The sequence below is a fragment of the Vitreoscilla sp. C1 genome, assembly GCF_002951955.2.
GTDB classification, from domain to species: domain Bacteria; phylum Pseudomonadota; class Gammaproteobacteria; order Burkholderiales; family Neisseriaceae; genus Vitreoscilla; species Vitreoscilla stercoraria.
Window position 1 is genome coordinate 2,146,033 of record NZ_CP019644.2, and the last position, 26,762, is coordinate 2,172,794.

General features: G+C 44.2%; 22 protein-coding genes, 1 tRNA gene and 2 pseudogenes. 11 read left to right on the forward strand and 14 right to left on the reverse strand.

Annotation, left to right across the window (positions count from 1 at the left end; genetic code table 11):
* Positions 1–2 precede the first annotated feature (2 nt).
* From nuoG to tpiA, 10 genes are all read right to left on the reverse strand, one after another.
* Positions 3–2,291: an NADH-quinone oxidoreductase subunit NuoG gene (gene nuoG, locus ADP71_RS10525; RefSeq protein ID WP_019957922.1), complete on the reverse strand. Its 2,289-nt coding sequence runs from the start codon at positions 2,289–2,291 to the stop codon at positions 3–5.
* A 29-nt stretch (positions 2,292–2,320) separates the two neighbouring features.
* Positions 2,321–3,616, reverse strand: coding sequence for an NADH-quinone oxidoreductase subunit NuoF (gene nuoF, locus ADP71_RS10530; RefSeq protein WP_019957921.1), 1,296 nt, complete (start codon positions 3,614–3,616; stop codon positions 2,321–2,323).
* Positions 3,616–4,095, reverse strand: a complete 480-nt coding sequence (nuoE, locus tag ADP71_RS10535; protein ID WP_019957920.1) for an NADH-quinone oxidoreductase subunit NuoE — start codon at positions 4,093–4,095, stop codon at positions 3,616–3,618. Before nuoE ends, nuoF begins: the two co-directional genes overlap by 1 nt.
* Positions 4,095–5,348, reverse strand: coding sequence for an NADH-quinone oxidoreductase subunit D (locus ADP71_RS10540; RefSeq protein ID WP_019957919.1), 1,254 nt, complete (start codon positions 5,346–5,348; stop codon positions 4,095–4,097). Before ADP71_RS10540 ends, nuoE begins: the two co-directional genes overlap by 1 nt.
* On the reverse strand, positions 5,341–5,931 hold the full coding sequence (locus ADP71_RS10545) for an NADH-quinone oxidoreductase subunit C (protein ID WP_019957918.1): 591 nt from the start codon (positions 5,929–5,931) through the stop codon (positions 5,341–5,343). Before ADP71_RS10545 ends, ADP71_RS10540 begins: the two co-directional genes overlap by 8 nt.
* 11 nt (positions 5,932–5,942) lie before the next feature.
* Positions 5,943–6,422, reverse strand: coding sequence for a NuoB/complex I 20 kDa subunit family protein (locus ADP71_RS10550; protein WP_019957917.1), 480 nt, complete (start codon positions 6,420–6,422; stop codon positions 5,943–5,945).
* Positions 6,413–6,769 (reverse strand): NADH-quinone oxidoreductase subunit A, encoded by a 357-nt coding sequence (locus ADP71_RS10555; RefSeq protein ID WP_019957916.1) that lies wholly within the window; start codon positions 6,767–6,769, stop codon positions 6,413–6,415. Before ADP71_RS10555 ends, ADP71_RS10550 begins: the two co-directional genes overlap by 10 nt.
* A 357-nt stretch (positions 6,770–7,126) precedes the next feature.
* Positions 7,127–7,213: transfer RNA gene (locus ADP71_RS10560), tRNA-Leu, on the reverse strand.
* A gap of 9 nt (positions 7,214–7,222) precedes the next feature.
* The gene (secG, locus tag ADP71_RS10565; protein ID WP_019957915.1) at positions 7,223–7,558 is read right to left on the reverse strand and encodes a preprotein translocase subunit SecG; all 336 of its coding nucleotides are present in this window, start codon (positions 7,556–7,558) and stop codon (positions 7,223–7,225) included.
* Positions 7,559–7,562: 4 nt separating this feature from the next.
* Positions 7,563–8,315 (reverse strand): triose-phosphate isomerase, encoded by a 753-nt coding sequence (tpiA, locus tag ADP71_RS10570; RefSeq protein ID WP_019957914.1) that lies wholly within the window; start codon positions 8,313–8,315, stop codon positions 7,563–7,565.
* 265 nt (positions 8,316–8,580) lie between these two features.
* On the opposite strand from tpiA, the gene pstS reads away from it, so the two are divergent.
* The 11 genes and pseudogenes from pstS (at position 8,581) to ADP71_RS10625 (ending at position 20,592) form a co-directional block, all read left to right on the forward strand.
* Positions 8,581–9,687 carry a phosphate ABC transporter substrate-binding protein PstS gene (gene pstS / locus ADP71_RS10575; protein WP_019957913.1) on the forward strand — a complete coding sequence of 369 codons (1,107 nt, stop codon included), beginning with the start codon at positions 8,581–8,583 and terminating at the stop codon, positions 9,685–9,687.
* 100 nt (positions 9,688–9,787) lie between these two features.
* Positions 9,788–10,738 carry a phosphate ABC transporter permease subunit PstC gene (pstC, locus tag ADP71_RS10580; protein WP_019957912.1) on the forward strand — a complete coding sequence of 317 codons (951 nt, stop codon included), beginning with the start codon at positions 9,788–9,790 and terminating at the stop codon, positions 10,736–10,738.
* Positions 10,739–10,752: 14 nt separating this feature from the next.
* On the forward strand, positions 10,753–11,604 hold the full coding sequence (gene pstA, locus ADP71_RS10585) for a phosphate ABC transporter permease PstA (protein WP_104932148.1): 852 nt from the start codon (positions 10,753–10,755) through the stop codon (positions 11,602–11,604).
* An 18-nt stretch (positions 11,605–11,622) separates the two neighbouring features.
* Positions 11,623–11,811: pseudogene (locus ADP71_RS10590) on the forward strand (ATP-binding cassette domain-containing protein); the annotation flags it as partial.
* Between the two features lie 98 nt (positions 11,812–11,909).
* The gene (locus tag ADP71_RS10595) at positions 11,910–13,163 is read left to right on the forward strand and encodes an IS256 family transposase (protein ID WP_104931213.1); all 1,254 of its coding nucleotides are present in this window, start codon (positions 11,910–11,912) and stop codon (positions 13,161–13,163) included.
* Positions 13,164–13,189: 26 nt separating this feature from the next.
* Positions 13,190–13,768 (forward strand): annotated as a pseudogene (locus ADP71_RS10600) (phosphate ABC transporter ATP-binding protein); the annotation flags it as partial.
* Between the two features lie 168 nt (positions 13,769–13,936).
* Positions 13,937–15,400, forward strand: a complete 1,464-nt coding sequence (locus ADP71_RS10605; RefSeq protein ID WP_104932149.1) for an inorganic phosphate transporter — start codon at positions 13,937–13,939, stop codon at positions 15,398–15,400.
* Between the two features lie 410 nt (positions 15,401–15,810).
* On the forward strand, positions 15,811–18,639 hold the full coding sequence (locus ADP71_RS13060) for an ESPR-type extended signal peptide-containing protein (protein ID WP_158667255.1): 2,829 nt from the start codon (positions 15,811–15,813) through the stop codon (positions 18,637–18,639).
* Positions 18,608–19,468 carry a YadA-like family protein gene (locus ADP71_RS13155; protein WP_158667256.1) on the forward strand — a complete coding sequence of 287 codons (861 nt, stop codon included), beginning with the start codon at positions 18,608–18,610 and terminating at the stop codon, positions 19,466–19,468. Before ADP71_RS13060 ends, ADP71_RS13155 begins: the two co-directional genes overlap by 32 nt.
* 144 nt (positions 19,469–19,612) lie before the next feature.
* A complete protein-coding gene (locus ADP71_RS10620) occupies positions 19,613–20,266 on the forward strand; it encodes a protein-L-isoaspartate O-methyltransferase family protein (RefSeq protein ID WP_019957906.1) in 654 nt (217 codons plus the stop codon).
* Positions 20,267–20,268: 2 nt separating this feature from the next.
* Positions 20,269–20,592, forward strand: coding sequence for a rhodanese-like domain-containing protein (locus tag ADP71_RS10625; RefSeq protein ID WP_104932152.1), 324 nt, complete (start codon positions 20,269–20,271; stop codon positions 20,590–20,592).
* Positions 20,593–20,660: 68 nt separating this feature from the next.
* Here ADP71_RS10625 and ADP71_RS10630 read toward each other — a convergent pair whose 3' ends face one another.
* Genes ADP71_RS10630 through ADP71_RS10645 form a run of 4 tightly spaced genes read right to left on the reverse strand, consistent with a single transcriptional unit; the run spans position 20,661 to position 26,679 of the window.
* Positions 20,661–22,121, reverse strand: coding sequence for an aldehyde dehydrogenase family protein (locus ADP71_RS10630; RefSeq protein WP_171461143.1), 1,461 nt, complete (start codon positions 22,119–22,121; stop codon positions 20,661–20,663).
* A gap of 18 nt (positions 22,122–22,139) precedes the next feature.
* The gene (gene galU / locus ADP71_RS10635) at positions 22,140–23,018 is read right to left on the reverse strand and encodes a UTP--glucose-1-phosphate uridylyltransferase GalU (RefSeq protein ID WP_171461144.1); all 879 of its coding nucleotides are present in this window, start codon (positions 23,016–23,018) and stop codon (positions 22,140–22,142) included.
* On the reverse strand, positions 23,005–25,413 hold the full coding sequence (gene ligA / locus ADP71_RS10640; protein WP_171461145.1) for an NAD-dependent DNA ligase LigA: 2,409 nt from the start codon (positions 25,411–25,413) through the stop codon (positions 23,005–23,007). The genes galU and ligA overlap by 14 nt, the downstream gene beginning before the upstream one ends.
* Before the next feature lie 15 nt (positions 25,414–25,428).
* On the reverse strand, positions 25,429–26,679 hold the full coding sequence (locus ADP71_RS10645) for a cell division protein ZipA C-terminal FtsZ-binding domain-containing protein (RefSeq protein WP_171461146.1): 1,251 nt from the start codon (positions 26,677–26,679) through the stop codon (positions 25,429–25,431).
* Between the last annotated feature and the right edge of the window lie 83 nt (positions 26,680–26,762).

The window sequence follows — 26,762 nt, forward strand, 5'->3', positions numbered from 1 at the left end:
GATTATCCTCTAACCAATTCAATTGTGTTCATCATGGCACCCAACGCTTTGTTTTGTGGATGTAATGTCAAAGACACCACATTTTCAGCCACGCTTGCATCTGCTTGCAATGCCACAATCACTTGTGCTTGAGCCGATTTCACCACAGCTTGTGCAGCATCACTCAATTGCAATGCCGCCAAAGTATTTGGATGAACCAAAGCCGTTGGCACTTGTGCGTGCACTGTTGCTTGCAATGGCAATGAGCGACGTACCACAGAATCAGTTTGGTAAATGCCCACACCACCCACACGAACCAAAGAAGCGGCCTGTAAAGTTTGTACAGGATTCACTTGTTTCACTTGGTTGTTCAATTGACTGGCGATAGTATCGCTGTTCAAACCAGAACGTACCAAAACTTCTTCGCTAGAGGTGTAATCAAAACCTTTTAAACCCAACTGATTGCCCAATACACGCAAGACTTTCCAAGTTGGACGAGATTGTGCGTAAGCTTTCACCACACCATGGAAACTTTGCAAACGACCTTCCATGCTAACAAAGCTGCCTGAAGTTTCTGTTGATGGCGCCACAGGTAACATCACATCAGCCACTTCACGCAAAGCTTCACTTTGATAAGGTGTCAAAGCAATCACAGTTTGTGCTTTTAACAATGCTTGGCGAGTCGCCTCACTACCAGCCCAATCCATATCAGGTTCGATGTTGAGCAACATCACCGCTTTTTGGCTGCCATTCAAAGCACTAACAGGATTCACTGCACCTGCTTTGGCTTTAAAGCCTAACAAGTCAGCACCCACGCTGTTTGCAGCTTGTGGCAATAAACCCAAAGTAGCACCTGTTGCTTGTGCCAAGCTTTGAGCTGCGGCATAGATTTGCGCAAACTGTGGATGGTTCATGGCTTCAGCACCCAAAACGATGCTGACTTTTTCACCATCCAACAATTGTTTGGCTGTACTCAAAATGAATTCTGAAGCATCTGCAGCTGGTGCCGCCAATTGAGCCAAAACATCCACCCAAGCGTAAGGATGCGATACTTGTTGAGCAGCTGGCATGCGCAATACTTGCTCTGCCGAACCCAACACGCTCAAGCTCATACCTTCTTTAACCGCTGCACGAATGCGAGCTGTCAATAAAGGTTGCTCTTGACGCAAATCTGCACCGACTACCAATACGGCATCGCTGGCTGCAAAATCAACCAAGCTTTGACCCAACCACAATGCGCCTTGTTGGGCAGCATCTAAATTGAAGTCTTGTTGACGCATGCGTGTGTCAATACTGTTCACACCTAAGCCTTGCGCCAATTGTTTGGCCAAATACAAATCTTCTACTGTGCTATTGGCATTGGCGAAAATCGATATTGCATCAGCACCATGATCGGCAGAAACGCCACGCAAACCTTTGGCAACGTATTCCAACGCAGTTGACCAATCGGTTTCATGCCATTCACCACCATGTTTAATCATTGGAACACCCAAACGATCAGCATGATTCAAGCCTTCGTAAGCAAAGCGGTCACGGTCTGACAACCAGCATTCGTTCACAGCTTCATTTTCCAAAGGCAAGACACGACGTACCACATGAGATTTCACTTGAACAATCAAGTTAGAACCCAAAGCGTCATGTGCCGAAATCGATTTACGACGTGACAATTCCCAAGAACGAGCGTCATAACGGAATGGTTTGCTGGTCAAAGCGCCTACTGGGCACAAATCAATGACGTTGCCTGACAACTCTGTTTCCAAAGTCGCGCCACGCATCGGCTCAATCGTTGAGAACTCACCGCGATTGGTCATTGCCAATTCTTGCCAGCCTGCCACTTCATCAGTAAAGCGCACACAACGGGTACAGTGAATACAACGTGACATCTCAGCAGCAGACACCAATGGACCCATGTCTTTGCCAACAACAGAACGTTTGTCTTCTTCGTAGCGACTGCTGGTTTTACCATAGCCTACAGACAAGTCTTGTAATTGACACTCACCACCTTGGTCGCAAATTGGGCAATCCAATGGGTGGTTAATCAACAAAAATTCCATCACGCCTTTTTGCGCATCTTTCGCCACTTTCGATTGCGTGAATACTTTCATGCCATCGGTCACTGGCGTTGCACAAGCTGGCAACGGTTTGCGTTGTTTTTCAACTTCTACCAAGCACATGCGGCAGTTGGCAGCAACTGATAATTTTTTGTGGTAGCAAAAATGCGGAATATAGGTACCGGATTTCAAAGCAGCTTCAATAACTGTGCTGCCCTGCTCTACCGATAATTCCTTACCATCAATTTCAATCTGTAACATATATTAGGTAATCCTATTTCACACGGGCCTTAGCACCATTCGTGGTTGCATTTACACTTTTTGTGTTCAATGTGGTATTCAAACTCATCACGGAAATGCTTCATCATGCCTTGAACTGGCATCACAGCAGCATCCGCCAAAGCACAAATGGTTTTACCCGCCATTTGATTACCCACTGAATCCAACAAAGCCAAATCTTCAGGACGGCCTTCACCATTTTCAATTCGATGAACAATGCGATACAACCAACCTGTGCCTTCACGGCAAGGGGTACATTGACCACAAGATTCTTCAAAATAAAAATAAGACAAACGTTCCAAAGCCTTCACCATGCAAACGTCTTCACCCATCACAATCACGGCACCAGAACCCAACATCGAGCCTGCTTTGGCAATCGAATCGTAATCCATATTGGTTTGCATCATCACATCACCTGGAATCACAGGAGAAGATGAACCGCCCGGAATCACAGCTTTCAATTTGCGACCATCTTTCATGCCACCACACATCTCTAACAACACAGAAAATGGTGTACCCAATGGCACTTCATAGTTGCCTGGACGCTCAACGTGGCCTGAAACCGAGAACAATTTGGTACCGAAGTTGTTTTCCAAACCAAATTGATTGAAGCTGCCTGAACCATCACGAACGATGAATGGTACAGAAGCAAATGTTTCGGTATTGTTGATGGTGGTTGGTTTGCCATACAAACCAAATGAAGCAGGGAATGGTGGTTTGAAACGTGGTTGGCCTTTTTTACCTTCTAAAGATTCCAACAATGCCGTTTCTTCACCACAAATGTAAGCGCCATAACCATGGTGAGCATACAATTCAAAGCTGAACTCTGAACCCAAAATGTTTTTGCCTAAGAAACCCGCAACGCGTGCTTGCTCCAAGGCTTCTTCAAAGCGCTCATAGTCTTCAAAGATTTCACCGTGAACATAGTTGTAACCTGCAACCGCACCCATTGCAAAACCGGCAATGATCATGCCTTCAATCAAGGCATGTGGGTTGTATTTCATGATATCACGGTCTTTGAACGTACCTGGCTCACCTTCGTCTGTATTACAAACGACGTATTTTTCACCAGGGAACGAACGCGGCATGAAACTCCATTTCAGGCCGGTTGGGAAACCTGCACCACCACGACCACGTAAACCTGAAGCTTTCACTTCAGAAATCACGTCGTCTTGAGTCATGCCGGTACTCAACAATTTTTTCAAGCCCTCATAACCACCGCGAGCAACATATGATTCCAAAGTCCAACAGTTAGGATCTTGAGTATCAACGCCATTGAAAATCACACCAGATTTAAAAATAGCCATTACTTCACACCCCACTCTGCCAATTTTGCATCAATTGCGTCTTTGGTCATGAAGCTGCACATTTTGTGATTGTTTACAATCAACACTGGCGCATCACCGCAAGCACCCATGCATTCGCCTTCTACCAAAGTGAATTTGCCATCAGCTGAGGTTTCACCATAGCCAATGCCCAATTTCTCTTTCAAATACTCACCAGCAGCCATACCGCCACGCAAAGCGCACGGCAAATTGGTACACACAGTAATTTTTTGTGCGCCAACAGGTTTCAGGTCGTACATATTGTAGAAAGTCGCCACTTCCAAAGCCTGAGCTGCAGGAATGCCTACATATTCAGCCACGTAGTCGATGGTTTCAACAGACAAATAGCCCAATTCTACTTGCGCAATGCGCAATGCACCCATAATGGCAGAACGATTGCGTTCTTTCGGGTATTTGGCCAATTCAAAGTCAATTTGTTTTAACGATTCAGCTGACAACATTATCGGTCAACCTCCCCAAATACGATGTCTTGGGTACCGATAATCGCCACCACGTCAGAAATCATGTGACCGCGTGACATCTCATCAATACCTTGCAAGTGTGCAAAACCAGGTGCACGGATTTTTAAACGGTATGGTTTGTTAGCGCCATCAGACACCACATACACACCAAACTCACCTTTAGGATGTTCAGTACCCACATAAATCTCGCCTTCAGGAATGTGCATGCCTTCGGTAAAGAATTTAAAGTGGTGAATCAACTCTTCCATGTTTTCTTTCATCGAAACACGGCTAGGCGGCGCAAATTTATGGTCTTGGGTAATCACAGGACCTGGGTTTGCACGCAACCATTGGATACACTGTTTGATGATTTTGTTAGATTCGCGCATTTCTTGGATACGGCACAAGTAACGGTCGTAACAATCACCATTAACACCTACAGGAATGTCGAAATCCATATTGGCATAAACATCGTAAGGTTGCGTTTTACGCACATCCCATTCAATGCCAGAACCACGCAACATCACGCCCGTGAAACCTTTGTTCAAAGCACGTTCAGGCGTTACCACACCAATATTCACCAAACGCTGCTTCCAAATACGGTTGTCGGTCAACAAGTTTTCATACTCGTCCACACACGCTGGGAAACGGTTGGTAAAGTCTTCGATGAAATCTAACAAAGAGCCTTCACGCGCTTGGTTCATTTGTTTCAATTGCTTGGCACTGTGGAATTTGTTGCTTTCATACTTAGGCATGAAATCAGGCAAATCACGGTACACACCACCTGGACGGAAATAAGCGGCATGTAAACGTGCGCCAGAAACAGCCTCGTACATGTCCATCAAATCTTCGCGTTCACGGAAGCAATACAAAATCACCGTCATCGCGCCCACGTCCAAACCTTGTGCACCAATATTCATCAAATGGTTCAAGATACGGGTGATTTCAGCAAACATCACACGGATGTATTGCGCACGAATTGGCACTTCAATGCCAGCCATTTTTTCAATCGCCAAGCAATAAGCTTGTTCATTACACATCATCGATACATAGTCCAAGCGGTCCATGTATGGTAAGTTTTGAATGAAAGTGCGGGTTTCGGCTAATTTTTCAGTACCACGGTGTAACAAACCGATGTGCGGATCCGCACGAACGATCGTTTCACCTTCTAGTTCCAAAATCAAACGCAACACACCGTGCGCAGACGGGTGTTGTGGGCCGAAGTTAATGGTGTAATTTCTAAGTTTAGCCACCGTACTGCTCCTCTCGAACGATGCGTGGGGTAATCTCACGCGGCTCAATGGTTACAGGTTGGTAAACCACACGTTCTTGTTCTTGATCGTAAATCACTTCTACGTAACCTGAGATAGGGAAATCTTTGCGGAATGGATGACCCACAAAACCATAATCGGTCAAAATGCGACGCAAGTCAGGATGGTTGTTGAACAAAATGCCATACAAATCGAAGGCTTCACGTTCATACCAATCTGCTGAGTTGTAAATGGCAGTCACCGAATCCACGATAGGCAAATCATCGTCTTCAGCAAAGACTTTCACGCACAAACGCTGATTCAAAGCCACAGACAATAATTGAGACACCGCTGCAAAGCGGAAACCATCCCAAGCTTCTTCACGGTATTGGCTGTAATCCATACCGCACAAATCAATCAATTGCTCAAATTGCAATTTTGGATGGTCACGCAAAATTTGCATCACATCCAAATAATCAGCAGCACGACATTCAATCGTCACACGACCCAAATCAGCCTTCATGTGGCTGATTTTTTCGCCCAACGCTTCTTTTAAGGCGGCCTGTAAAGTTTCTAATTTCGTCATACGTCTGCCTCTTAGTTACGCGCAATGGTTTGCGTACGTTTGATTTTGTTTTGCAATTGCAATAAACCATAAATCAACGCTTCTGATGTCGGAGGGCAACCTGGTACATAAACGTCCACAGGTACCACTCGATCACAACCGCGCACCACAGAGTATGAATAATGGTAGTAACCACCACCATTGGCGCAAGAACCCATAGACACCACCCAACGAGGCTCGGTCATTTGGTCGTATACTTTGCGCAATGCTGGGGCCATTTTGTTGCACAAAGTACCTGCAACAATCATCAAGTCAGCTTGACGAGGACTTGGACGGAAAATAATACCGAAACGGTCCAAGTCATAACGTGCCATACCGGCATGCATCATTTCAACGGCACAACAAGCCAAACCAAAAGTAACTGGCCACATAGAGCCAGTACGCATGTAATTCAAAACGGTATCAGCACTGGTGGTGATGAAACCTTTTTCTAAAACGCCATCTATTCCCATTCCAAAGCGCCTTTTTTCCACTCATAAACAAAGCCAACTGTTAGGATGACAAGGAAGACCAACATTGACCAAAAGCCAAATGCACCCAATTCCTTGAACACAACAGCCCAAGGGAACATGAATGCCACTTCCAAATCGAACAAAATAAACAGGATGGCAACAAGGTAATAACGCACATCAAATCGCATACGGGCGTTCTCGAACGCCTCAAAACCACACTCATAAGGAGAGAGTTTTTCTTCATATGGACGACTTGGGGCCAATAAAGAACCCAAAGTAATGAACGCGCCACCAGCAACAAGGCCGATGACTATAAACAGTAATACTGGAAAGTAATTCGCTAGCATGGCTGTACGACCTAAACGAAAATCAAGATAATCCTATCTATTGTATCTAATTAAATCAGTGATTTAAAGTCTTGTATTTTGATGGTATTTACCTATGCTAACATTTATTGCTTAAATTTTAAGCAATCGCAGAAAAGCAACCCATAACGGTTTAAAAAAATTCAAATAAATTCATATTGTTAATAAGTTGTTGATAATGATTATTATTTGAATTACTATTATGATTTTTTTAGATTTTTTTAAAAAGCGTCCTGTAATATACACAGGAAACCACACTTCATTGAAGATCACTTCATTTAGATAAACATAAATTAAAAATAAAAAAAAGACAGCTCAAAAGCTGTCTTTTTTTATTTTTGGTGCCGACGATGAGACTCGAACTCATACAACCTTACGGTCACCACCCCCTCAAGATGGCGTGTCTACCAATTCCACCACGTCGGCAATAATTGTTTAATCTGGTACGACTTGACCAGTCGCAGGTGCCGCAGCAGGCGCTGGCACGCTTTGCGTTGTTGGCGCTGGCTGGTCAAAATTCAAGCCGCTGCTTTGGTTGGCAGAAAAATAGCCTAAACCCAAGCAAGAAGCAAAAAATAAAACTGCTGCCAATGCTGTACCACGACTTAAAAAGTTGGCTGAGCCAGCTGCACCGAATACACCTTGTGCACTGCCAGAACCAAACGCAGCACCAGCATCCGCGCCCTTACCGTGTTGTAATAATACCAATACAATCACAGCCAAGGCTGAAAAAATGTTCACCAAAAAGATAATGGTTTTAAAGGCTTCCATGGCATCAATTCGCAGCACTAATGGCCGCTGTAATAATGTTCGCAAAACTGTCGGCTTTCAAAGACGCACCACCTACTAAGGCTCCGTCTACATGCGCAACAGCAAAAATGGCGGCACAATTGTCTGCATTCACACTACCGCCGTAAAGGAGGCGAATATTAGCAGCATTGCCAACCAGTGACAAGACATGCTCTTGAATAAAAGCATGCATTTGTGCAATTTGTTCGATGCTTGCAACCACACCAGTACCAATTGCCCACACAGGTTCATACGCCACCAAAACCGTTTGATTCAACAAAACAGCATCTTTTAACCAAGACAATTGCTCAGCAACAACCGCTTGAGCTTGATTGGCTTCACGCTGTTCTAAGGTTTCACCCACACACAACACGGGCAATACTCCAGCTGCCACCGCATTGGCATATTTTTGCGCCAAAACGGCTTCATCTTCTGCAAAGTATTGACGACGCTCAGAATGACCAATCAAGGTAAATTGTGCACCAATATCCGCCAATATCGCAGCCGATACTTCACCAGTATAAGCACCATCTGCCGCAAAACGGCTGACATCTTCTGCGCCTACTAAAACATTTTGAGCGGCCTGTAAACTTGGTAACAAATAAACAGATGGCACTGCTACGCCCACTGCCACTTTTTCATCCGTGTCAATTTGACCCAATTGTGACAACAATGCTTCATTTGTTGCCAAGCGGCCATTCATTTTCCAGTTACCCAAAACCCATTTTTGAATTGTCATATCCTGCCCCCACAAAAGATTTCGACCGCATTGTACGCAAGTGGCTTCTAGCCCGTCTAGCACAATCATGATGAAAAATGACCCAAAACAACTTATGTATCAAAAACGTCTTGTTACAAGCGGCCTGTAACTTTTTTATTCATTTATATCGATTGTCACACTGCTGAAACATTTGCTTTGTAAACTGCGAGCATTCTGAAATATAGCTGATGCGAATCACCAAAATTTTTCTTCATTCATTTATTGATTAAATACGGGGTAAACCATGCGTTTGATGTTATCTACTGCAGTTGTATTGGGTGCTTTGAGCTTGGCAGCTTGCGGCGGGGAATCTTCAGGTCCGGTGACACCGAAATCAGCAGGCGGTGCAACACCTCCTAGCACTACCAGCAATGTGACAATCACAGGCGCGGGTGCTTCATTCCCTCAGCCTATTTACGCGCAATGGGCGCAAGACTATAACGCAGCCACAGGCGTCAAAGTCAATTACCAATCTATTGGCTCTAGTGGCGGTGTCAAACAAATCAACTCTAAAACTGTCGATTTTGGCGCCACCGATGCACCTTTATCCAAAGAAGATTTGGATCACAATGGTTTGATTCAATTTCCAACTGTGATTGGCGGCGTTGTGCCTATTGTGAACATCGAAGGCATACAACCTGGTCAATTGAAATTAGATGGCAATACTTTGGCAAAAATCTATTTGGGTCAAATTACCAATTGGAACGATGCCGCAATCAAAGCTTTGAATCCTGATATCAACTTGCCAGACGCTACTATCACCACAGTATTCCGTTCTGATGGTTCAGGCACCAGCTTTAACTTTACCAATTATTTAAGTGCTGTCTCAGCTGAGTGGAAGACCACTGTGGGCGCAGCCAATGCCGTGAAATGGCCAACGGCTTCTAGCAATTCGGGTACAGCAGGCAAAGGTAATGAAGGTGTAGCGAATTTTGTTCGTACTGTGAAAAACTCGATTGGTTATGTTGAGTTTGCTTACGCCAAACAAAACAACATGTCACATGTGTCTTTGAAAAACAAAGCAGGCAACTTCGTACAACCTTCTTTGGAAACATTCTCAGCTGCGGCCAAAGCGGATTGGAACTCAGTTCCTGGCTTTGGTTTGATTTTGACTGACCAAGCCGATGCCAATGCATGGCCTATCGCAGCAGCGACTTTTATCTTGGTGCACACCAAGCCAGCTGATGCTGAAAAAACCAAAGCAGCGTTGAGTTTCTTTGATTGGGCTTACAACACTGGCGATGATGCTTCTGTGAAGTTGGACTATGTACCTTTGCCAGCTGAAACCAAGGCATTGATTCGTGAAAGCTGGAAACAAGTTGTGGATGCCAATGGCAAACCTGTCTTGTAATCAAACTTCATGAAAACCACACCCTTTCTTCAAAAAAACTGAAGGAAGGGCTGTGTTTTTTAGCAACAAACATGATTGATTCATAAAGAACGAAAACATTATGAGTAATTTACAGCAAAAGCTGGCAACACAGCGTAAATTGGATTGGCTCTTTGTTAATGTGACCAAACTGTTTGCCTTCTTGGTCTTGGCAAGCTTGGTTGGCATCATGATCACATTGATTGTAGGTGCGATGCCAAGTATGGAAAAATTTGGCTGGGGCTTTTTAACCAGCAAAAATTGGGATCCAGTTGCCGCTGATTATGGTGCTTTAGCACCCGTATTTGGCACACTTGTCACATCTGTGATTGCTTTATTGGTTGCCGTTCCTGTGAGTTTTGGTATTGCCATTTTTTTAACCGAATTAAGTCCTTCTTGGTTAAAACGCCCATTAGGCGTAGCGGTAGAATTATTGGCAGGTGTACCTTCTATCATTTATGGCATGTGGGGTTTATTTGTCTTCGCACCTTGGTTTGGTGAACACGTCCAACCACACATGATTCAATATTTAGGTGATGTACCAGTGATTGGCACTTTATTCCAAGGTGCGCCAATGGGCATTGGCTTATTCACCGCTGCTTTGATTTTAGCCATCATGATTATCCCTTTCATTGCATCGGTGATGCGTGATGTGTTTGAAGTCACCCCTACCCTCTTAAAAGAATCTGCTTATGGCTTGGGTTCCACGACTTGGGAAGTGATGCGACATGTGGTTTTGCCTTATACCAAAGCGGGTGTGGTTGGCGGCATTATTTTAGGTCTGGGTCGGGCTTTGGGTGAAACCATGGCCGTCACTTTTGTCATCGGTAACACTTTTAATATTACAGGCAGCTTATTCAGCTCAGGTGTATCCATTACCTCCGCTTTGGCCAATGAATTTGGCGAAGCCGTCGATGAAGCACATGTTTCTTCATTGTTATTTTTGGGCTTGATTTTGTTCTTGATTACCTTTGTTGTGTTGTGCATTTCTAAAGTCATGTTGTTGCGCATGCAGCGTCATGAAGGTCGTTAATTAGGAGATTACCAATGAATAACGCCTTATACAAACGCCGCCTGTTCATCAACAAATTCAACCTTGCAATGGCGTGGGGCACCATGGCTTTTGGCTTGTTTTGGTTGGCTTGGATTTTGATTACCTTATTCGGTAATGGTTTAGATGGCTTATTGGACATCAACACCTACACCATGAATACGCCTCCTGCTGGCATGGAAGGCGGCTTACGCAATGCCATTGTCGGCAGCTTATTGGTCACTTTATTTGGTTTGCTCATCGGCACCCCAATTGGCATCTTGGCCGGTATTTATTTGGCCGAGTTCGGTGGCAAATCATGGTTGGCATCTGCTACCCGTTTTATGAACGACATTTTATTGTCAGCACCCTCTATCGTGATTTGTTTGTTCATCTACGGTCTGATGGTCGTACCTATGGGTCACTTTTCAGGCTGGGCAGGTTCTTTGGCTTTGTCTTTACTGGTGATTCCAGTTGTGATTCGCACCACCGAAAACATGTTGCGCTTGGTACCAAATAGCTTGCGTGAAGCAGCTTACGCTTTGGGTACGCCAAAATGGAAATTGGTCACAATGGTGACTTTGCGTGCAGCCAAAGCAGGCGTGTTGACTGGTGTGTTATTGGCTTTTGCACGGGTTTCAGGCGAAACCGCACCATTGCTTTACACCGCATTGAACAACCAATTTTTCAGTACCGACATGAATGCACCGATTGCCAATTTGCCTAACACTATTTTCCAATTTGCCATGAGTCCTTACCAAGATTGGCAACGTTTGGCTTGGGCGGCAGCTTTGTTGATTACTTTGACCGTTTTGATTGCCAACATCGCTGCGCGCTTTTTGAGCCGCCAAAGTGCGAACAAACATTAAGATTTAGGAATTGATTTCATGACTGCTAAGATTTCTGCAAAAGACTTTAACTTTTACTACGGTGATTTTCACGCTCTAAAAAACATCAATTTGGATATTGCAGAGAAAAAAGTCACCGCCTTCATTGGCCCATCTGGTTGCGGCAAATCGACTTTATTGCGCACATTCAACCGTATGTACGACTTATATCCCGGCATGCGCGCTGAGAGCTATAGTCATTTCTGGTGTATGACGAACAAATGAAGAAGGCGTATCCTGTTGATTGATTTCCGACCAAAGATTTCAACCAACAAAAGGAATACGCCATGACTGATTCTAACCCAAATGCATTCGTACAACCACAGCAAACATTCAATGACCCATTGACCGATTTGCTGCGTCAGGGAGCCAGGGAGTTGATTGCCAAAGCAGTTGAAACCGAATTGCAGATTTTGCTGGAGCAACACTCACCCAAGAAACTTCCCGATGGTCGCCAAGCATTGGTCAGAAATGGTTATTTGCCGGAACGAACAGTGCAGACTGGCATTGGTGATGTACAGGTGAAAGTGCCGAAGGTACGAGATCGCAGTGGTGACGGTGTGTGTTTCAACAGTCAATTGTTGCCGCCTTATTTGAAACGTACCAAAAGCATCGAAGAATTGCTGCCATGGCTGTATTTGAAAGGCATTTCCACAGGTGACCACCAACAAGCTTTGGCGGCTGTATTGGGAGAGCAGGCCAAAGGCTTGTCAGCCAATACCATCAGTCGTTTGAAGCAACATTGGACGGACGAACATCGGCAATGGAGCCAGCGGGATTTAAAGGGCAAACGCTATGTGTATTGGTGGGCCGATGGCATTTACAGCAATGTGCGATTGGACGATAGACTGTGTTTGCTGGTCATCATTGGTGTGACTGATCAAGGACATAAAGAGTTGGTGGCGGTTGAAGATGGTTATCGGGAATCTGAAGTCAGTTGGTCAGAAGTGTTGATAGGCTTGCGTTTGAGGGGTTTGGAAACCAGTCCAAAATTGGCGGTCGGCGATGGTGCGTTGGGCTTTTGGAATGCCATGGCCAAGTCTTATCCAGACACCAAACATCAGCGCTGTTGGGTGCACAAAACGGCCAATGTGTTGGCAGCCGTACCCAAATCGGTACAAGGCAAATTGCGAGAGGCTTTGAAAGAAATTTGGATGGCCGAAACCAAAGAAAGTGCAGAACAAGCCTTCAAACAAACAGTGGCTCGCTTTGGTGACAAATACCCCAAAGCCATTAACAAACTGGTGAAGGATGAAGAAGAGTTATTGGCATTCTATGACTTTCCAAATGTGCATTGGACGCACATCCGCACCACCAACCCGATTGAATCCACGTTTGCTACCGTACGATTGCGTAGTAAGCGGGCTAAAAACTGCGGTTCCAGAGAAACCACTTTGGCGATGGTGTACAAATTATTGGAAACGGCCCAAAAGCGTTGGCGCCGGATTCAAGGATTCAACTTATTGACCTTGGTGGTCAACAACGTCATCTTCAAAGATGGCAAGCAGGAAGACGAGCAATCAACAGAGAAAGCGGCCTGAATGCCATACACCAGATTTGACAATAACTCCGCGCTGAAGGTGGTTTGACTTTAGAAGGCAAATCGATTTTAGGTAAAGATGTCGATTTGAATTTATTGCGTGCCAAAGTCGGCATGGTATTCCAAAAACCAACCCCATTTCCGATGTCAATTTATGACAATGTAACTTTTGGTGTGAAATTGTATGAAAAACTCAGCCGTAGCGATTTGGATGATCGTGTGGAATGGGCACTGAAAAAAGCGGCTTTATGGACAGAAGTCAAAGACAAGTTAAAGCAATCTGGTAACTCTTTATCAGGTGGTCAGCAACAACGTTTGTGTATCGCTCGTGCCGTTGCAACCAAGCCTGAAGTATTGCTACTGGATGAGCCAACTTCTGCCCTTGATCCGATTTCAACAGCCAAGGTCGAGGAATTGGTCACCGAATTGAAAAACGATTACACCATTGCCATCGTCACACACAACATGCAACAAGCAGCTCGCGTGTCTGATTTCACCGCTTATATGTATTTGGGCGAAATGGTCGAGTTTGACGATACCAAAGTGATTTTTACCAAACCAAAAGAAAAAGCAACTGAAGACTACATTACCGGCAAATTTGGTTAATTGATACAGTATTAACCAATAATTTATATTACAAGCGGCCTGAAGTCATAGGTCGCTTGTTTTCGTTAATAAAAATAATTTAATTAATATGTTATGTTACAATTTTCTCCTTGACTGTCATACTACAAAAGACCGACAATCTTATTATTCTGTCCATCCAATTTTATTATGTTAGAAATTTTTTCTACCTTGTCACCTACCATGGTGGCATTATTACTTTTAGCCCTTGGTTTGGTTTTCTTTTTTGAATTCATCAACGGCTTCCACGACACTGCCAATGCAGTTGCTACTGTCATTTATACACAATCTATGAAGCCTGTACATGCGGTAATCGCATCAGGTATTTTCAACTTCTTAGGTGTGGTTTTAGGTGGTTTGGCTGTTGCTTATGCAATTGTAAACTTACTACCCATTGACTTATTAGCCTCAGGCAATACCGAAGTATTGTTGGCTATGGTTTTCTCTTTGTTGATTGCCGCTATTTTATGGAATTTGGGTACTTGGTATTTTGGTTTACCCGCTTCTAGTTCACACACATTAATCGGTGCTATTTTGGGCGTAGGCGTTGCCAATGCTTTGATGGACGGCCAATCGATTGCAGATGGTGTCAATTGGAGCAAAGCCATGGATGTGGGCGCTTCATTGTTATTCTCACCATTGGCTGGTTTCTTATTAGCTTTCATCATGTTATCGGTATTGCGCAAAGTCGTACCTATTGGCAAAATTCACCAAACACCTTATTTACGCAATGGCGTACGCGGTAAAAAACATCCTCCATTTTGGACACGTTTTTTATTGATTATGTCGGCTATGGGTGTTAGTTTTGCGCATGGCTCAAATGATGGGCAAAAAGGCATTGGCTTGGCCATGTTGACCTTGATTTGTATTTTGCCAACTCATTTTGTGGTGAACTCCAACATCAGCCAATACGATTTAGAACGCTCATTGGCATCAGTGCAGCGCTTAGAAGTTTTTGTAGAACAAAATCAAGCAGCCATTCAAGCACATTTCCCTGCTGAAACAAAAGCAGTGGAAGCCGGCAAAGTACATTGCCAACCTGCTGACGCACTGACTTATGGTCAAAACGTACGTCAATTGATGTCAGGTAGCCACCAAATCAGTCAATTTACGACCGATCAACGTTGGGCTTTACGTACTAATTTATTGTGTTTAGAAAACACCGCCAAACAATTGGCAACCCTACCTAATTTGTCTGCTGAAGACAAACAATACTTACAACAAATTCGCAATGACTTTTCTTTACCAGTTGAATATGCACCATTATGGGTCATTGTCGCTGTGGCTTTGTCATTGGGTGTTGGCACAATGGTTGGTTGGAAACGCGTAGTAACCACTGTGGGTGAAGGTATTGGTAAATCACACATGACTTATGCCCAAGGCGTTTGTGCGCAACTGACTGCTGCCTTAGGTATTGCAGGTGCTAACCTATTAGGCTTACCGGTCTCTACAACACAGATTTTGTCTAGTGCTGTCGCAGGTACTGCTGTTGCCAATAAATCAGGCTTACAATGGTCAACCATTCGCAATATTTTATTGGCATGGTTATTTACCTTTCCAGTTGCAATGTCGTTGGCTGGTGCGTTGTTTTTCCTCATTCGTACTCTATTCTAAGCCATTATTTTTTATTGCAATCAAATACCTAAATCGAAAAACTGATGTAAAATAGCCACATTATGACGTTATTCTTTTTTTTTGTTGTATTCATAGCAAAAAATCAAGTAAATAAGGTCGTAGCATGGGCAAATCAAAGTTAAAAAAAAATTCTATGCTTATAATGATGCGCATCAAAGTTTCATTTTTATTTGATTTAATGGGCAAAATGTAAACCAATTTGAATACCTAAATCGAAATTAAAGTACACTGAACTAACGAGTTAGAAAAATATTTGCTTGCTGAAGTATGTTCTGTTTTGAGATTCATAGAATTTCGGCCTTCGCATTACTTTACATTTGGCTAAAATTCTCTTTCAAACCAACATCTCAGCATGCAACAGACATCACAATCTGGTGAGGGGATTTATCATGAATAAGCGTTACCGCGTTATCTTCAATGAAACGACACAAACTTATACCGCTGTAGCAGAAGACACACCTGCCAAAGGGAAAAAAGCATCTAAAGCCACAAAAGTTCTAGTAGCATCAGCTATTGGCTTGGGGGCAACTACCATTACTTACGCATCTTGGGTAAGTGCCACCAATGGTGGTGCTTCTGCACCAGGTGCATTGCTTGCTACTGGTGGTGCGGGCTCTGCACTACAAACAGGACAAACCAGCGGCAATGATGGTATTGCAATGGGTACTGGTACTGGCGCGAATATGGCATCAGCAGGTAAAGAGTCGATTGCTATCGGCAAAAACGCTAGCGCTGGATTTAATGCCTCTAATCCAGATAGCGGTAATGCTTTTGCCATCGGTCACTCTAGCATGGCTAGCGCCAATGCCATTTCTCTAGGCAACTCTGCAAGAGCTATCGGTGATAATGCTTTTGCATTAGGTCACAACACTTCTGCCACAGCCAACAATATTGCTCTTGGCAACAATAGCAATGCTATCGATTTAAATAACAATCAACTATCAGGTGTTGGTGTTACTTTAAACGATAAAAATTACGATTTTGCTGCTGCCAATATTCACAATACATTAAGCATTGGTAGCGAAAAAAATGAGCGCGTAATTACGCATGTGGGCGCAGGTCAAGTCACCTCTTCTAGCACGCAAGCCATCAATGGCTCTCAATTGTATGCTGCGTATGAAGCTATCGGTGGTTTATCTGAGCAAACTTGGAACATTCAAGTCAATGATGGTAAAGCAACTCCTGTCGCGGCTGATAACACAGTCAACTTCAGAGAGGGACAAAATATCAAAGTCACTCAAGACCCAAATAACCCAAATGCTTTAACCATTGCCACTGCTGACGATGTTGTCTTTAACAGCGTTGGTGTAGGTTCTGTTGTCATTGACTCTAAAGGTATCAATGCTGGTAACAAAAAAATTACCAATGTAACGGAAGCTACATTGAGCGATATCAGCAAAGATGCGGTGAATGGCTCTCAATTGTATGCTACCAATACAATTGTCAACACAACCAAAAACAGAGTGACTAATTTGGAAAGCCAAACTTGGAAAATCCAAGTCAACGATGGTAAAGCAACCTCTGTCGCGGCTGATAATACAGTCAACTTCAGAGAGGGACAAAACATCAAAGTCACTCAAGATTCAAATAACCCAAATACTTTAACCATTGCTACTGCTGCCGATGTTTTGTTTAATAGCGTTGGCGTAGGTTCTGTTGTCATTAACTCTAAAGGCATCAATGCTGGTAACCAAAAAATTACCAATGTAGCAAATGGTGCAATTACCAAAGATAGCCAAGATGCTGTGAATGGTAGTCAAATATATGATTTGATTGGTACAGGGGACTCTTCTTGGGACTTAATTGCTAACAATACCACTGGCACATCCACTACCACCACAATTGACAAAGATACACCACTGGCTATCAAAGCTGGCAATGCATCAACCAAAGTTGAAATCAGCCAAGATACAGACGGTAACAATACTTTGAACATTTCAACATCTTCACCATTACAATATGTGGATAGCAAAGGTGCAGCAGCAGCTGACCAATTTGCGCCAACTGACAATATTGTGTCTTTAATGGACAAAGGTGGTAAAACAGATGCTGCGGTGAAATTAACCAATGTTGCAGAAGCTACGTTGAGCGATATCAGCAAAGATGCGGTGAATGGCTCTCAATTGTATGCTACCAATACAATTGTCAACACAACCAAAAACAGAGTGACCAATTTGGAAAGCCAAACTTGGAAAATCCAAGTCAATGATGGCAACGCAACCTCTGTGGCGGCTGATAACACAGTCAACTTCAGAGAGGGACAAAATATCAAAGTCACTCAAGACCCAGCAAATGCCAACGCATTAACGATTGCAACTGCTGATAATGTAACATTTAAATCAGTACAAATCGGCAATGGCCCTATTGCTATTAATGGCAATGGTCCTATTATTATCAGTGAAAATGGTCTTAACAGTGGTGGTAAAAAAATCACCAATGTAGCAAATGGTACAATCGCTAAAGATAGCAAAGATGCTGTGAATGGTGGCCAAATATATGACCTAATTGGCACAGGTGGCGGCTCTTGGGACTTGATTGCTAACAATACAGCTGGCGCATCTACCACTACCACAATTAACAAAGACACTCCATTGGCCATCAAGGGTGGCAATGCATCAACCAAAGTTGAAATTAGCAAAGATGCAAGCGGTACCGATACCTTGAATATTTCCACATCTTCACCATTGCAATATGTGGATAGCAAAGGCGCAGTGGCAGCTGACCAATTTGCACCAACAGACAATATTGTGTCTTTAATGGACAAAGATGGCAAAACAGATGCTGCGGTCAAATTAACCAATGTTGACAAGGGTCAAGTTAACCCAACCAGCAAAGATGCTATTAATGGTAGCCAATTGTATTCTGTTGGTTCATCTATTGGTGACATCATTGGTGGTGGTACTTATATCACCAAAGACGGTGATATTGCATGGAATGATATTAAGTCAGATGGCGATACTTATGGTGGTATTGGTGGCACTGGTGAAACAACCATTCACGATGCTATTCAATCCCTAAATAATAAGACAACATCAGCTTCTGCAGGTTGGATGTATACGGTTGATGGCAAAGCGAACAGTGGTGGTCAAGTTAAAGCAGACTCAAATTTTGACTTTGCCTCTGATAAGTCAAGCATCAATGGTCAAGATTACGACAATATCACCATCAGCAAAGCTGACTCAGGCAATGGTATTAAAGTTGGTTTGGCTAAAGGCTAAAGATATTGGCGTAGATTCCATTACTGTTGGAGAGACCAAAATCACCAGCGCAGGTGGTAATTTGCAAGTCGGTCAAGGCACGATTGCTGCAGGTGTGACCGATGGTATTGGTTTGGGTAAAGATTATGCCATCAATGCGAAAAACTCTTTGGCTTTGGGCAATGGTTCAGTAGCAGATACGCCAATTGGTACAGCCAGCACAACCATTCGCGGTGACACATATAATTTTGCGGGTGCGAAGCCTGTCGGCACTGTCAGCGTAGGTTCTAAAGACAATGAACGTACGATTACCAATGTCGCCGCAGGTCAGTTAAATGCTAGCAGTACCGATGCGGTCAATGGTAGTCAATTGTATGCCACCAACCAAGCCCTCGAGAAAATTTCTAATGGTGGTGCAGGCGTGGTGCAATACGCAGATCCTAGCAAACCAACCACACCGAATGGCGGCACACCAACCAATACAGCAACGCTTGTGGGTAAAGATGCAGACAAACCTGTGACTTTGACCAATGTCGCAGCAGGTAAAAACGGCACGGATGCGGTCAACGTTTCACAATTGAAAGAAGTAGAAGGCAAAATTGGTGAAGTCGGTGATCGAGCCAATGCAGGTGCAGCTTCTGCCATGGCTACAGCCATGTTGCCACAAGCTTTCGACTCAGGTTCAAGCATGTTAGGCGTTGCAGCAGCTGATTTTGACGGTGAACAAGGCTATGCCATTGGCTACTCAAGCGTCTCTGAGGGTGGCAAATGGGTGGTACGTGCCGCAGGTACTGCCAACTCACAAGAGAAGTTTGGTGTGGGTGCTGGTATTGGTTATCGTTGGGGTTAAGCCAATTTGATACTTCAAAAGCGTCCTGTAACTTACAGGACGCTTTTTTATTGTTATCCATTTATGCAAGTACTTGCCTTTTATGGGATAATCGCAAGCATTGTTTAAACTTGCCGCAATGACGGCTTATTTTACGGAGTAGCTATGGATTTCGCGCACGCCAGATACAATATGGTGGAACAACAAATTCGTCCTTGGGACATCTTGAATTTTGAATTATTGGATGTTTTGTCTGAAATTCCACGTGAATATTTTGTGCTGCCTGAACACCAAGCATTGGCGTATGTTGACGAATCTTTGCCATTAATCAACGGTCAATTCATGCCCGAGCCACGCATCATTGCCAAAATGGTACAAGCTTTGGACATCCAAAAAACCGAACGCGTATTGGACATTGGCACTGGTTCAGGTTACGCCGCTGCAATCTTGGCAGGCTTGGCAGATTCGGTTTTAAGCTTGGATACCGATATCAAACAATTGGAATTTGCTCGTGATGCTTTGTTAAAAGCCCAAGTACAAAATGTACAATTGGACATGCGTGATGGTTTGACCGACATCAGCAATTTGGGTCAGTTTGACATCATTTATGTGGGCGGTTCTATCGAAAGCATTCCTGCTGAATTGTTCAATGCATTGAATGACAAAGGTCGCTTGGTTGCCGTAGTGGGCACTGGTTCTTTGATGTTTGCCACTTTAGTCACACGCCAAGGCAATTCATTCCAACAAGTGGCTTTGTTTGAAACAGCAACGCCTGCATTAACCGTGGCGCAAGCTGCTAAACCTGTGTTTGAATTTTAATCATGGGCGTTAAAAGCTTATCTGTACAAGACTTACAAGCTTGGCGAGAGTCTGGTAAAGCATTGGTATTATTGGATGTGCGTGAAGACAATGAAGTGGCTTATGCCCATATTCAAGGTCATATACACATTCCAATGAATTTGGTCACTTTGCGCCACAATGAATTGCCTGATGATTTGCCCATTGTAGTGTATTGCCATCACGGTATGCGCAGCATGCAAGTGGCCATGTTCTTAGAGCATGCGGGATTTGAAGACTTGTACAATTTAAATGGCGGCATCGAAGCTTGGTCTACCCAAATTGATGCCAGCGTACCGCGTTATTAAGTATATGAATGCTGTATTAAAAAGCGTCCTGTAAAATTTACAGGACGCTTTTATTTGGATGATGTCATTTAATGTATGCTGCCCACAATCAATTGATGGCGTGCATAAAACTGCCATCTGGCTGCATGTTGCCCACCGACCGCCAAAACATGGGTAATGTCGCCCCGTGGTAAATTCAAACTCGGCACCAATTCCATCCGATTAAAACTAATCACTTCTGCTTGGCGCAGACTTTGCTTGAAATGCCACATAGATGTGATATTGCTCGAAAACAAACTCACACCACCCACATTATGGGTTTGGTTGATGACATCTATCGCCGCATTCAAATCCGGTACACGCATCACCATCACCGCCAAACGATTGGATGCCACTTGATGCAAACCCATCTCAGGCGTAATGTTGCCAATCAAGCTTTTGCCCATATACCAACCTTGTTCAGGCAAAGGCATTTGGCTGCCATCAATCACAATATCCGCACCAACTTCGGCAGCTTGCTGTAACAAGCTGCTACAACATTTCAAGCCATCTTCACCAGACAAAACCACCGCTTTTTGATGTTGCAAATAATGTTGCCATTTTTCAAGCAATACATCTGCCTCATCACCGACCACCATCCAAATAGGCATGTTCAAACGCACACTAGGACCTGCCACAAATTGGCTCCAAACTTTGTCCATATCGACATTGTTGTCTAATACAATGAAGTTTTGCGCCAATACTGTTTGACGCTGACGCAAATGTGCTTGTTTGGTCACAGGCTCAATAAAGACATAACTGATGGCATCCACATCGGGATGATGGTGCAAAATATGCGTGACTGCGTCATCACCTTGCAGCACATTATAAGCCCCGTTAGGCAAACCAGATTGCGCCAACCAATCACCCAACAACACCGGCAATAAAGGCTGACACGGATGCGATTTAATCAATAAGGTGTTGCCACACAACAACGCCACCACCACCTCGCTGACCAAGGATTTCATGGTTTGGCGCTCATCACAGACCACCGTCACCACGCCCACAGGACCTATCGAGTGCTGAATCCAAGCATCGGCATCGCCCCAATTGGAATTGGCATTGCTTTTAAATTGCGAGGCAGTCAGAGCATAAATGATGGCTTCATTGGTCACTTCCATTTCAACTTTGACTTCCGCCTCACTCAAGCCACTTTCTTGCTGCAAAACCTCACTCAAAGCCTGTCTTTGTAAAGCGAACGCATTTTTAAAATGCTCAATCACACGCAAACGCTCTATATAAGGCGTACCTGACCATAAAAACAAGCTGTCTTTGGCAATCCTCACCGCATTGGCCACAGTGGTATCTTCAGCCACGCTGATGCGTCGCTCCAACTGTCCAGTGCAAGGATTTTTGACATCCAAATGACGCTTGGCATCAATCACCAATCGCTCACCATTGATAAAATGAGGGGCATAATTAAATGACTGCCCATTCACTATCAATGGCTCATTGACTTCATCATTTTTCGCATGATGCCATTGCTGCCATAACTTGTTTAATAGTCCCATTACGCTCCTATTTTCTGATTATTGTGCTGCATTGATTTGAAATTGTGCCACCATTTCCGTAAATGCCTCGCCGACTTCAGGATGCTTACAACCATAAGCCAAAGTGGCCTGTAAATAACCCAATTTGCTACCGCAATCATAACGCTGACCTTCAAATGCATGCGCTAAAACCACTTCTTTATCCAATAGCTTAGCAATGGCATCGGTCAACTGAATTTCGCCACCTGCACCAGCTTGAGTTTCACGCAACAATTGAAAAATAGCAGGCGTCAAAATATAACGTCCCACCACAGCCAAGTTCGATGGTGCATCTTCAGGTTTTGGTTTTTCTACGATGCTGGTCACTCGTGGCGATGCTTCACTGCCATCAGTTTCTACAATACCGTATGAACCTGTTTGGCTAGGATCAACCACCTCCACGCCCAAGACACTGCTGCCTGTGGCATTGTAAACATCCAGCATTTGCGCCAAAGCGCCTTTAGGTGCATCAATCAAATCATCTGCCAAAATCACCGCAAATGGCTCATCACCCACTGCAGGATGTGCACACAAAACCGCATGTCCTAAACCTAAAGCTTCGGTCTGACGGATGTACATTAAGTTCACGCCTTCAGGCAAAATATTTTGCGTCACTTTCAACAATGCTTCTTTTTGTTTGCGTTCTAATTCAGCTTCTAATTCATATGCTTTATCAAAATGGTCTTCAATGCTGCGTTTATTGCGGCCTGTAATGAAAACAATATCCGTACAACCTGCCGCAATAGCCTCTTCGACTGCATATTGAATCAAAGGCTTATCGACAATCGGCAACATCTCTTTAGGGCTTGCTTTGGTAGCAGGTAAAAAACGGGTACCCATGCCAGCCACAGGGAAGATGGCTTTTTTAATTTTTCTCATCACTTTTACCTAATAAAATTAACAATTGTTGTTCATTCAAAACGGCCACGCCCAAAGCGTTTGCCTTATCTAATTTACTGCCCGCAGCATCACCTGCCACGACAAAATCGGTTTTCTTAGACACGCTGCCACTGACTTTCGCACCCGCAGCCTCTAACCATGCTTGCACTTCATCACGCTTGTGTTGCAAAGTACCTGTTAAGACAAAAGTCTTGCCGGACACCGCTTCATTAACAGGCAATGCGGTTTCGTTGATAGAAGCGTCCTGTAACAATTTGTCTGTTTGTGCCTGACAAGCTTGTAAAGCAAGCTCTATGTGTTGTAACAATTGCAAATTGGCGGTGTTAGAGCGCCATGTCATCCATGCTGTATCGCTGACTTCTTGCTCACGCAAAGCATCAAATGTCGCCGCTTCTGACAACAATTGCGCCACTTTTTTGGCACTCATGCGCAAATCAGGCAAATGCAGCAACCATTCGGACATGCTCAAAACTTGCCACAATTGCGCATGCGGCATATTTTCTTGTGGCGCCACGCCTACATTTAACAAATCATCTAACTGTTGCTGATTTTTGGTATTAGCAAAATATTGCGCAATGCTCTTTGCAACCACTTCACCAATATCAGGCAAACACGCCAACAAAGGCGCAGGCATTTGGCGTATCAAAGCCAATTGACCAAAATATTGCGCCAAAGTCTTGGCAGTACGTTCACCCACATGGCGTATGCCTAAGGCAAAAATAAAGCGGGACAATAATGGCGCACGACTGGCTTCTAAACCTGCCAAAATATTCTGCGCCCATTTAATCGGCGTTTCACGTTTGTTGTTTTCAGTTTCATCATCAACTTGTTTTAAACGCTGCAAAGTCGGAATGTCCAAACGGTACAAATCGGCAAATTCATGCACCAAATCCAAATCCACCAATTGCTCAATTTGACGTGAACCCAAACCTTCGATGTCCATCGCTGTGCGTGAAGCAAAATGAATCAACGCTTGCGCACGCTGCGCTTGGCACAACATACCACCCGTACAACGTGCGATGGCTTCATCACCTTCTTTGACGATATCACTGCCACACACAGGACAAGCTGTTGGCAACTGATAACGTGAAAATTGTGGCAAAGACTCAGTAGCAAACAAATCACTTTGGCTAGGCACATCTTGCATTGGGCGTTTTTCAAACACCACCCGCACCACTTCAGGAATCACATCCCCTGCACGGCGCACCATGATTGTGTCACCCACGCGCACATCTTTGCGCTGCGCTTCACCTTCATTGTGTAGCGTGGCATTGGTCACCGTCACACCACCCACACGCACAGGTACCAAGCGCGCCACAGGCGTGACCGCACCTGTGCGACCAATTTGCACATCAATGGCTTCGACCAAAGTCGGCGCTTCTTCTGCGGGGAATTTGTGGGCAATGGCAAAACGAGGCGCACGAGAAACAAAACCCAAACGCTGCTGTAAAGCCAAATCATTGACTTTAATGACCATACCATCAATATCAAAAGGCAATTCAGGACGCTTGAGTGCCATTTGGGCATAAAACGCATTGATTTCAGCCATATTATCGCTGAGCAAACAGCAATCTGATGGTGGCGTCGGAATACCCAAACGCTCTAAAAACATCAATTCTTGCTGGTGACCTAAAGGCTGTATTGCCTCGTCTAACTGAGCAATGCTGTAAGCAAAAAAATCCAACGGTCGTTGTGCGGCAATTTTCGCATCCAATTGCCGCAAACTGCCTGCAGCCGCATTGCGTGGATTGGCAAACAATTTGCCACCTTCAGCCGCTTGACGCTCATTCAAAGCATCGAAATCGGCTTTGAACATCAATACTTCGCCACGCACTTCCAACAATCTAGGCGGCGTATCCGTCGTGAGTTTTAAAGGAATACTGCGTATGGTTTTGACATTTTGAGTGACGTTTTCACCACTCAAACCATCGCCACGCGTGGCAGCTTGTACCAAAATGCCATTTTCGTAAATCAGGCTCAGCGCCAAGCCATCGAATTTAGGCTCGATAAAATACTCAGGAGAAACATCCATATTCAGGCCGCTTTTGACCCGCTCATCAAATGCTTGCATCTGACTGTGGTCATACACGCCTTGGCTGTCTATGGGAGAAAAAGCATTGTTCAAGCTCAACATCGGCACTTGATGCACCACACTGTCAAATTGACTCAAAGCTTGACCGCCCACACGTTGCGTGGGGCTTTCAGGACGCATCAATTCAGGATGCGCCACTTCTAAAGCTTGTAATTGCAAAAACACCGCATCGTACTCGGCATCACTGACACTGGGATTGTCTTGCTCGTAATACTCGCGGTTATAACGCTCTAGCAAATGAATCAACTCATCCATTTGCTGTTGAATTGATTCATGATTCATCAATACACCTTTACATCAAGAAAACAATCGTTCCGCCAATTCACTGCCCGGCTCAATTTCCACACTGAGCATTTCTTCTTGGCGGCTGACCACATAAGTGCGAATGTCTTTGAGCCATTGAGTAGACAATTCATTCAATTGATCGTCCACCAAATCCAAGCCCAGCGTACTAGACAATTTCACCACCAAATCCATAAATTGGTTGAAAGTCTTTTCACCCACAGGCACTTTGGTCAAATCGTACAACATGCTAAAACCACGATAAGCATGGCTTTCTAAAGCAGTACTGATAAATGGCGTACTGTCCAAATTCACCGCATTGAACAGATTTTTACCATGTTCATCGCTAAACCAAAATACGCCTGCATCTAACTCAAAATGCAAGCTTTCCAAAGCTGCTTTGATTTCACGGCCGCTAATCGTTTCACGCGATACCAAATGAATGGCAATGGTTTGGTCTACGCGCATGCACAATTCGTCCATAGGCTCGGCCACTTGCATAAAAGCATCCACATTCGCTACCGCTACGCCACCACCCATTTGTGACGCAAACAAACGCACTTGCTCAGCAAACTGTACCAATTCTTCACGCTGCGCCAAACCTTGACGGCTGATACACTGCAAACCAATCACAAAACCTTGGTAATACACACTAGGAATCGGCTCTGCCAATTGAAAACAACCATCCAAAGTACAACCTGCCACACGCACTTGATGTCGATTGCTCAAACGTGGAATCGCTTGCAATTCTGTAGGTTCACGCAATGACACATACGCCATATAATCAATGCGACTGTCAAACCATGGCAATTCCATTTGCGTCAAATCTTGCAAATCCAATAACAAACTGTCTTCAGGTTTAACCGGATTCAACGCTGATTTCACATTGGGTATGTCCAAATCTTTGATGCTTCGAGGTGCGGCGGTCACCACAGGTTCCTCGTCTACAATTTGGAATATGGGTGCCGCTGCGGTATGGCTACCTGTATCAGCAGTTGCCAATAATTCTTTTTGCGCCATATCAGTGGCAGCGACTTTGGCTGCACCTGTCGGATGCAACGCATGATTCATCACACCTGAGTTCAAAACACCTTGTCCGTCACGCACTTCATGGCGAGCCGTGTCCAACAATGCGTCTTGGTCTGCATGGCCAAATTGACGTCTGACTTCATCTCGATAACGCTTTTCTTTATAAGCATTAAACAACAAGACCGCCAAGATGACTGCTAAACCGCCAACAATATAATAAAAAATGGTGTCGCTCATAAATGATGAATCATCCTTAAGTAATCAAAACCAGCCTAATGAATCGGCTTTTGCGCTCAGAAGTATAGCCCAAATAGCGGTAT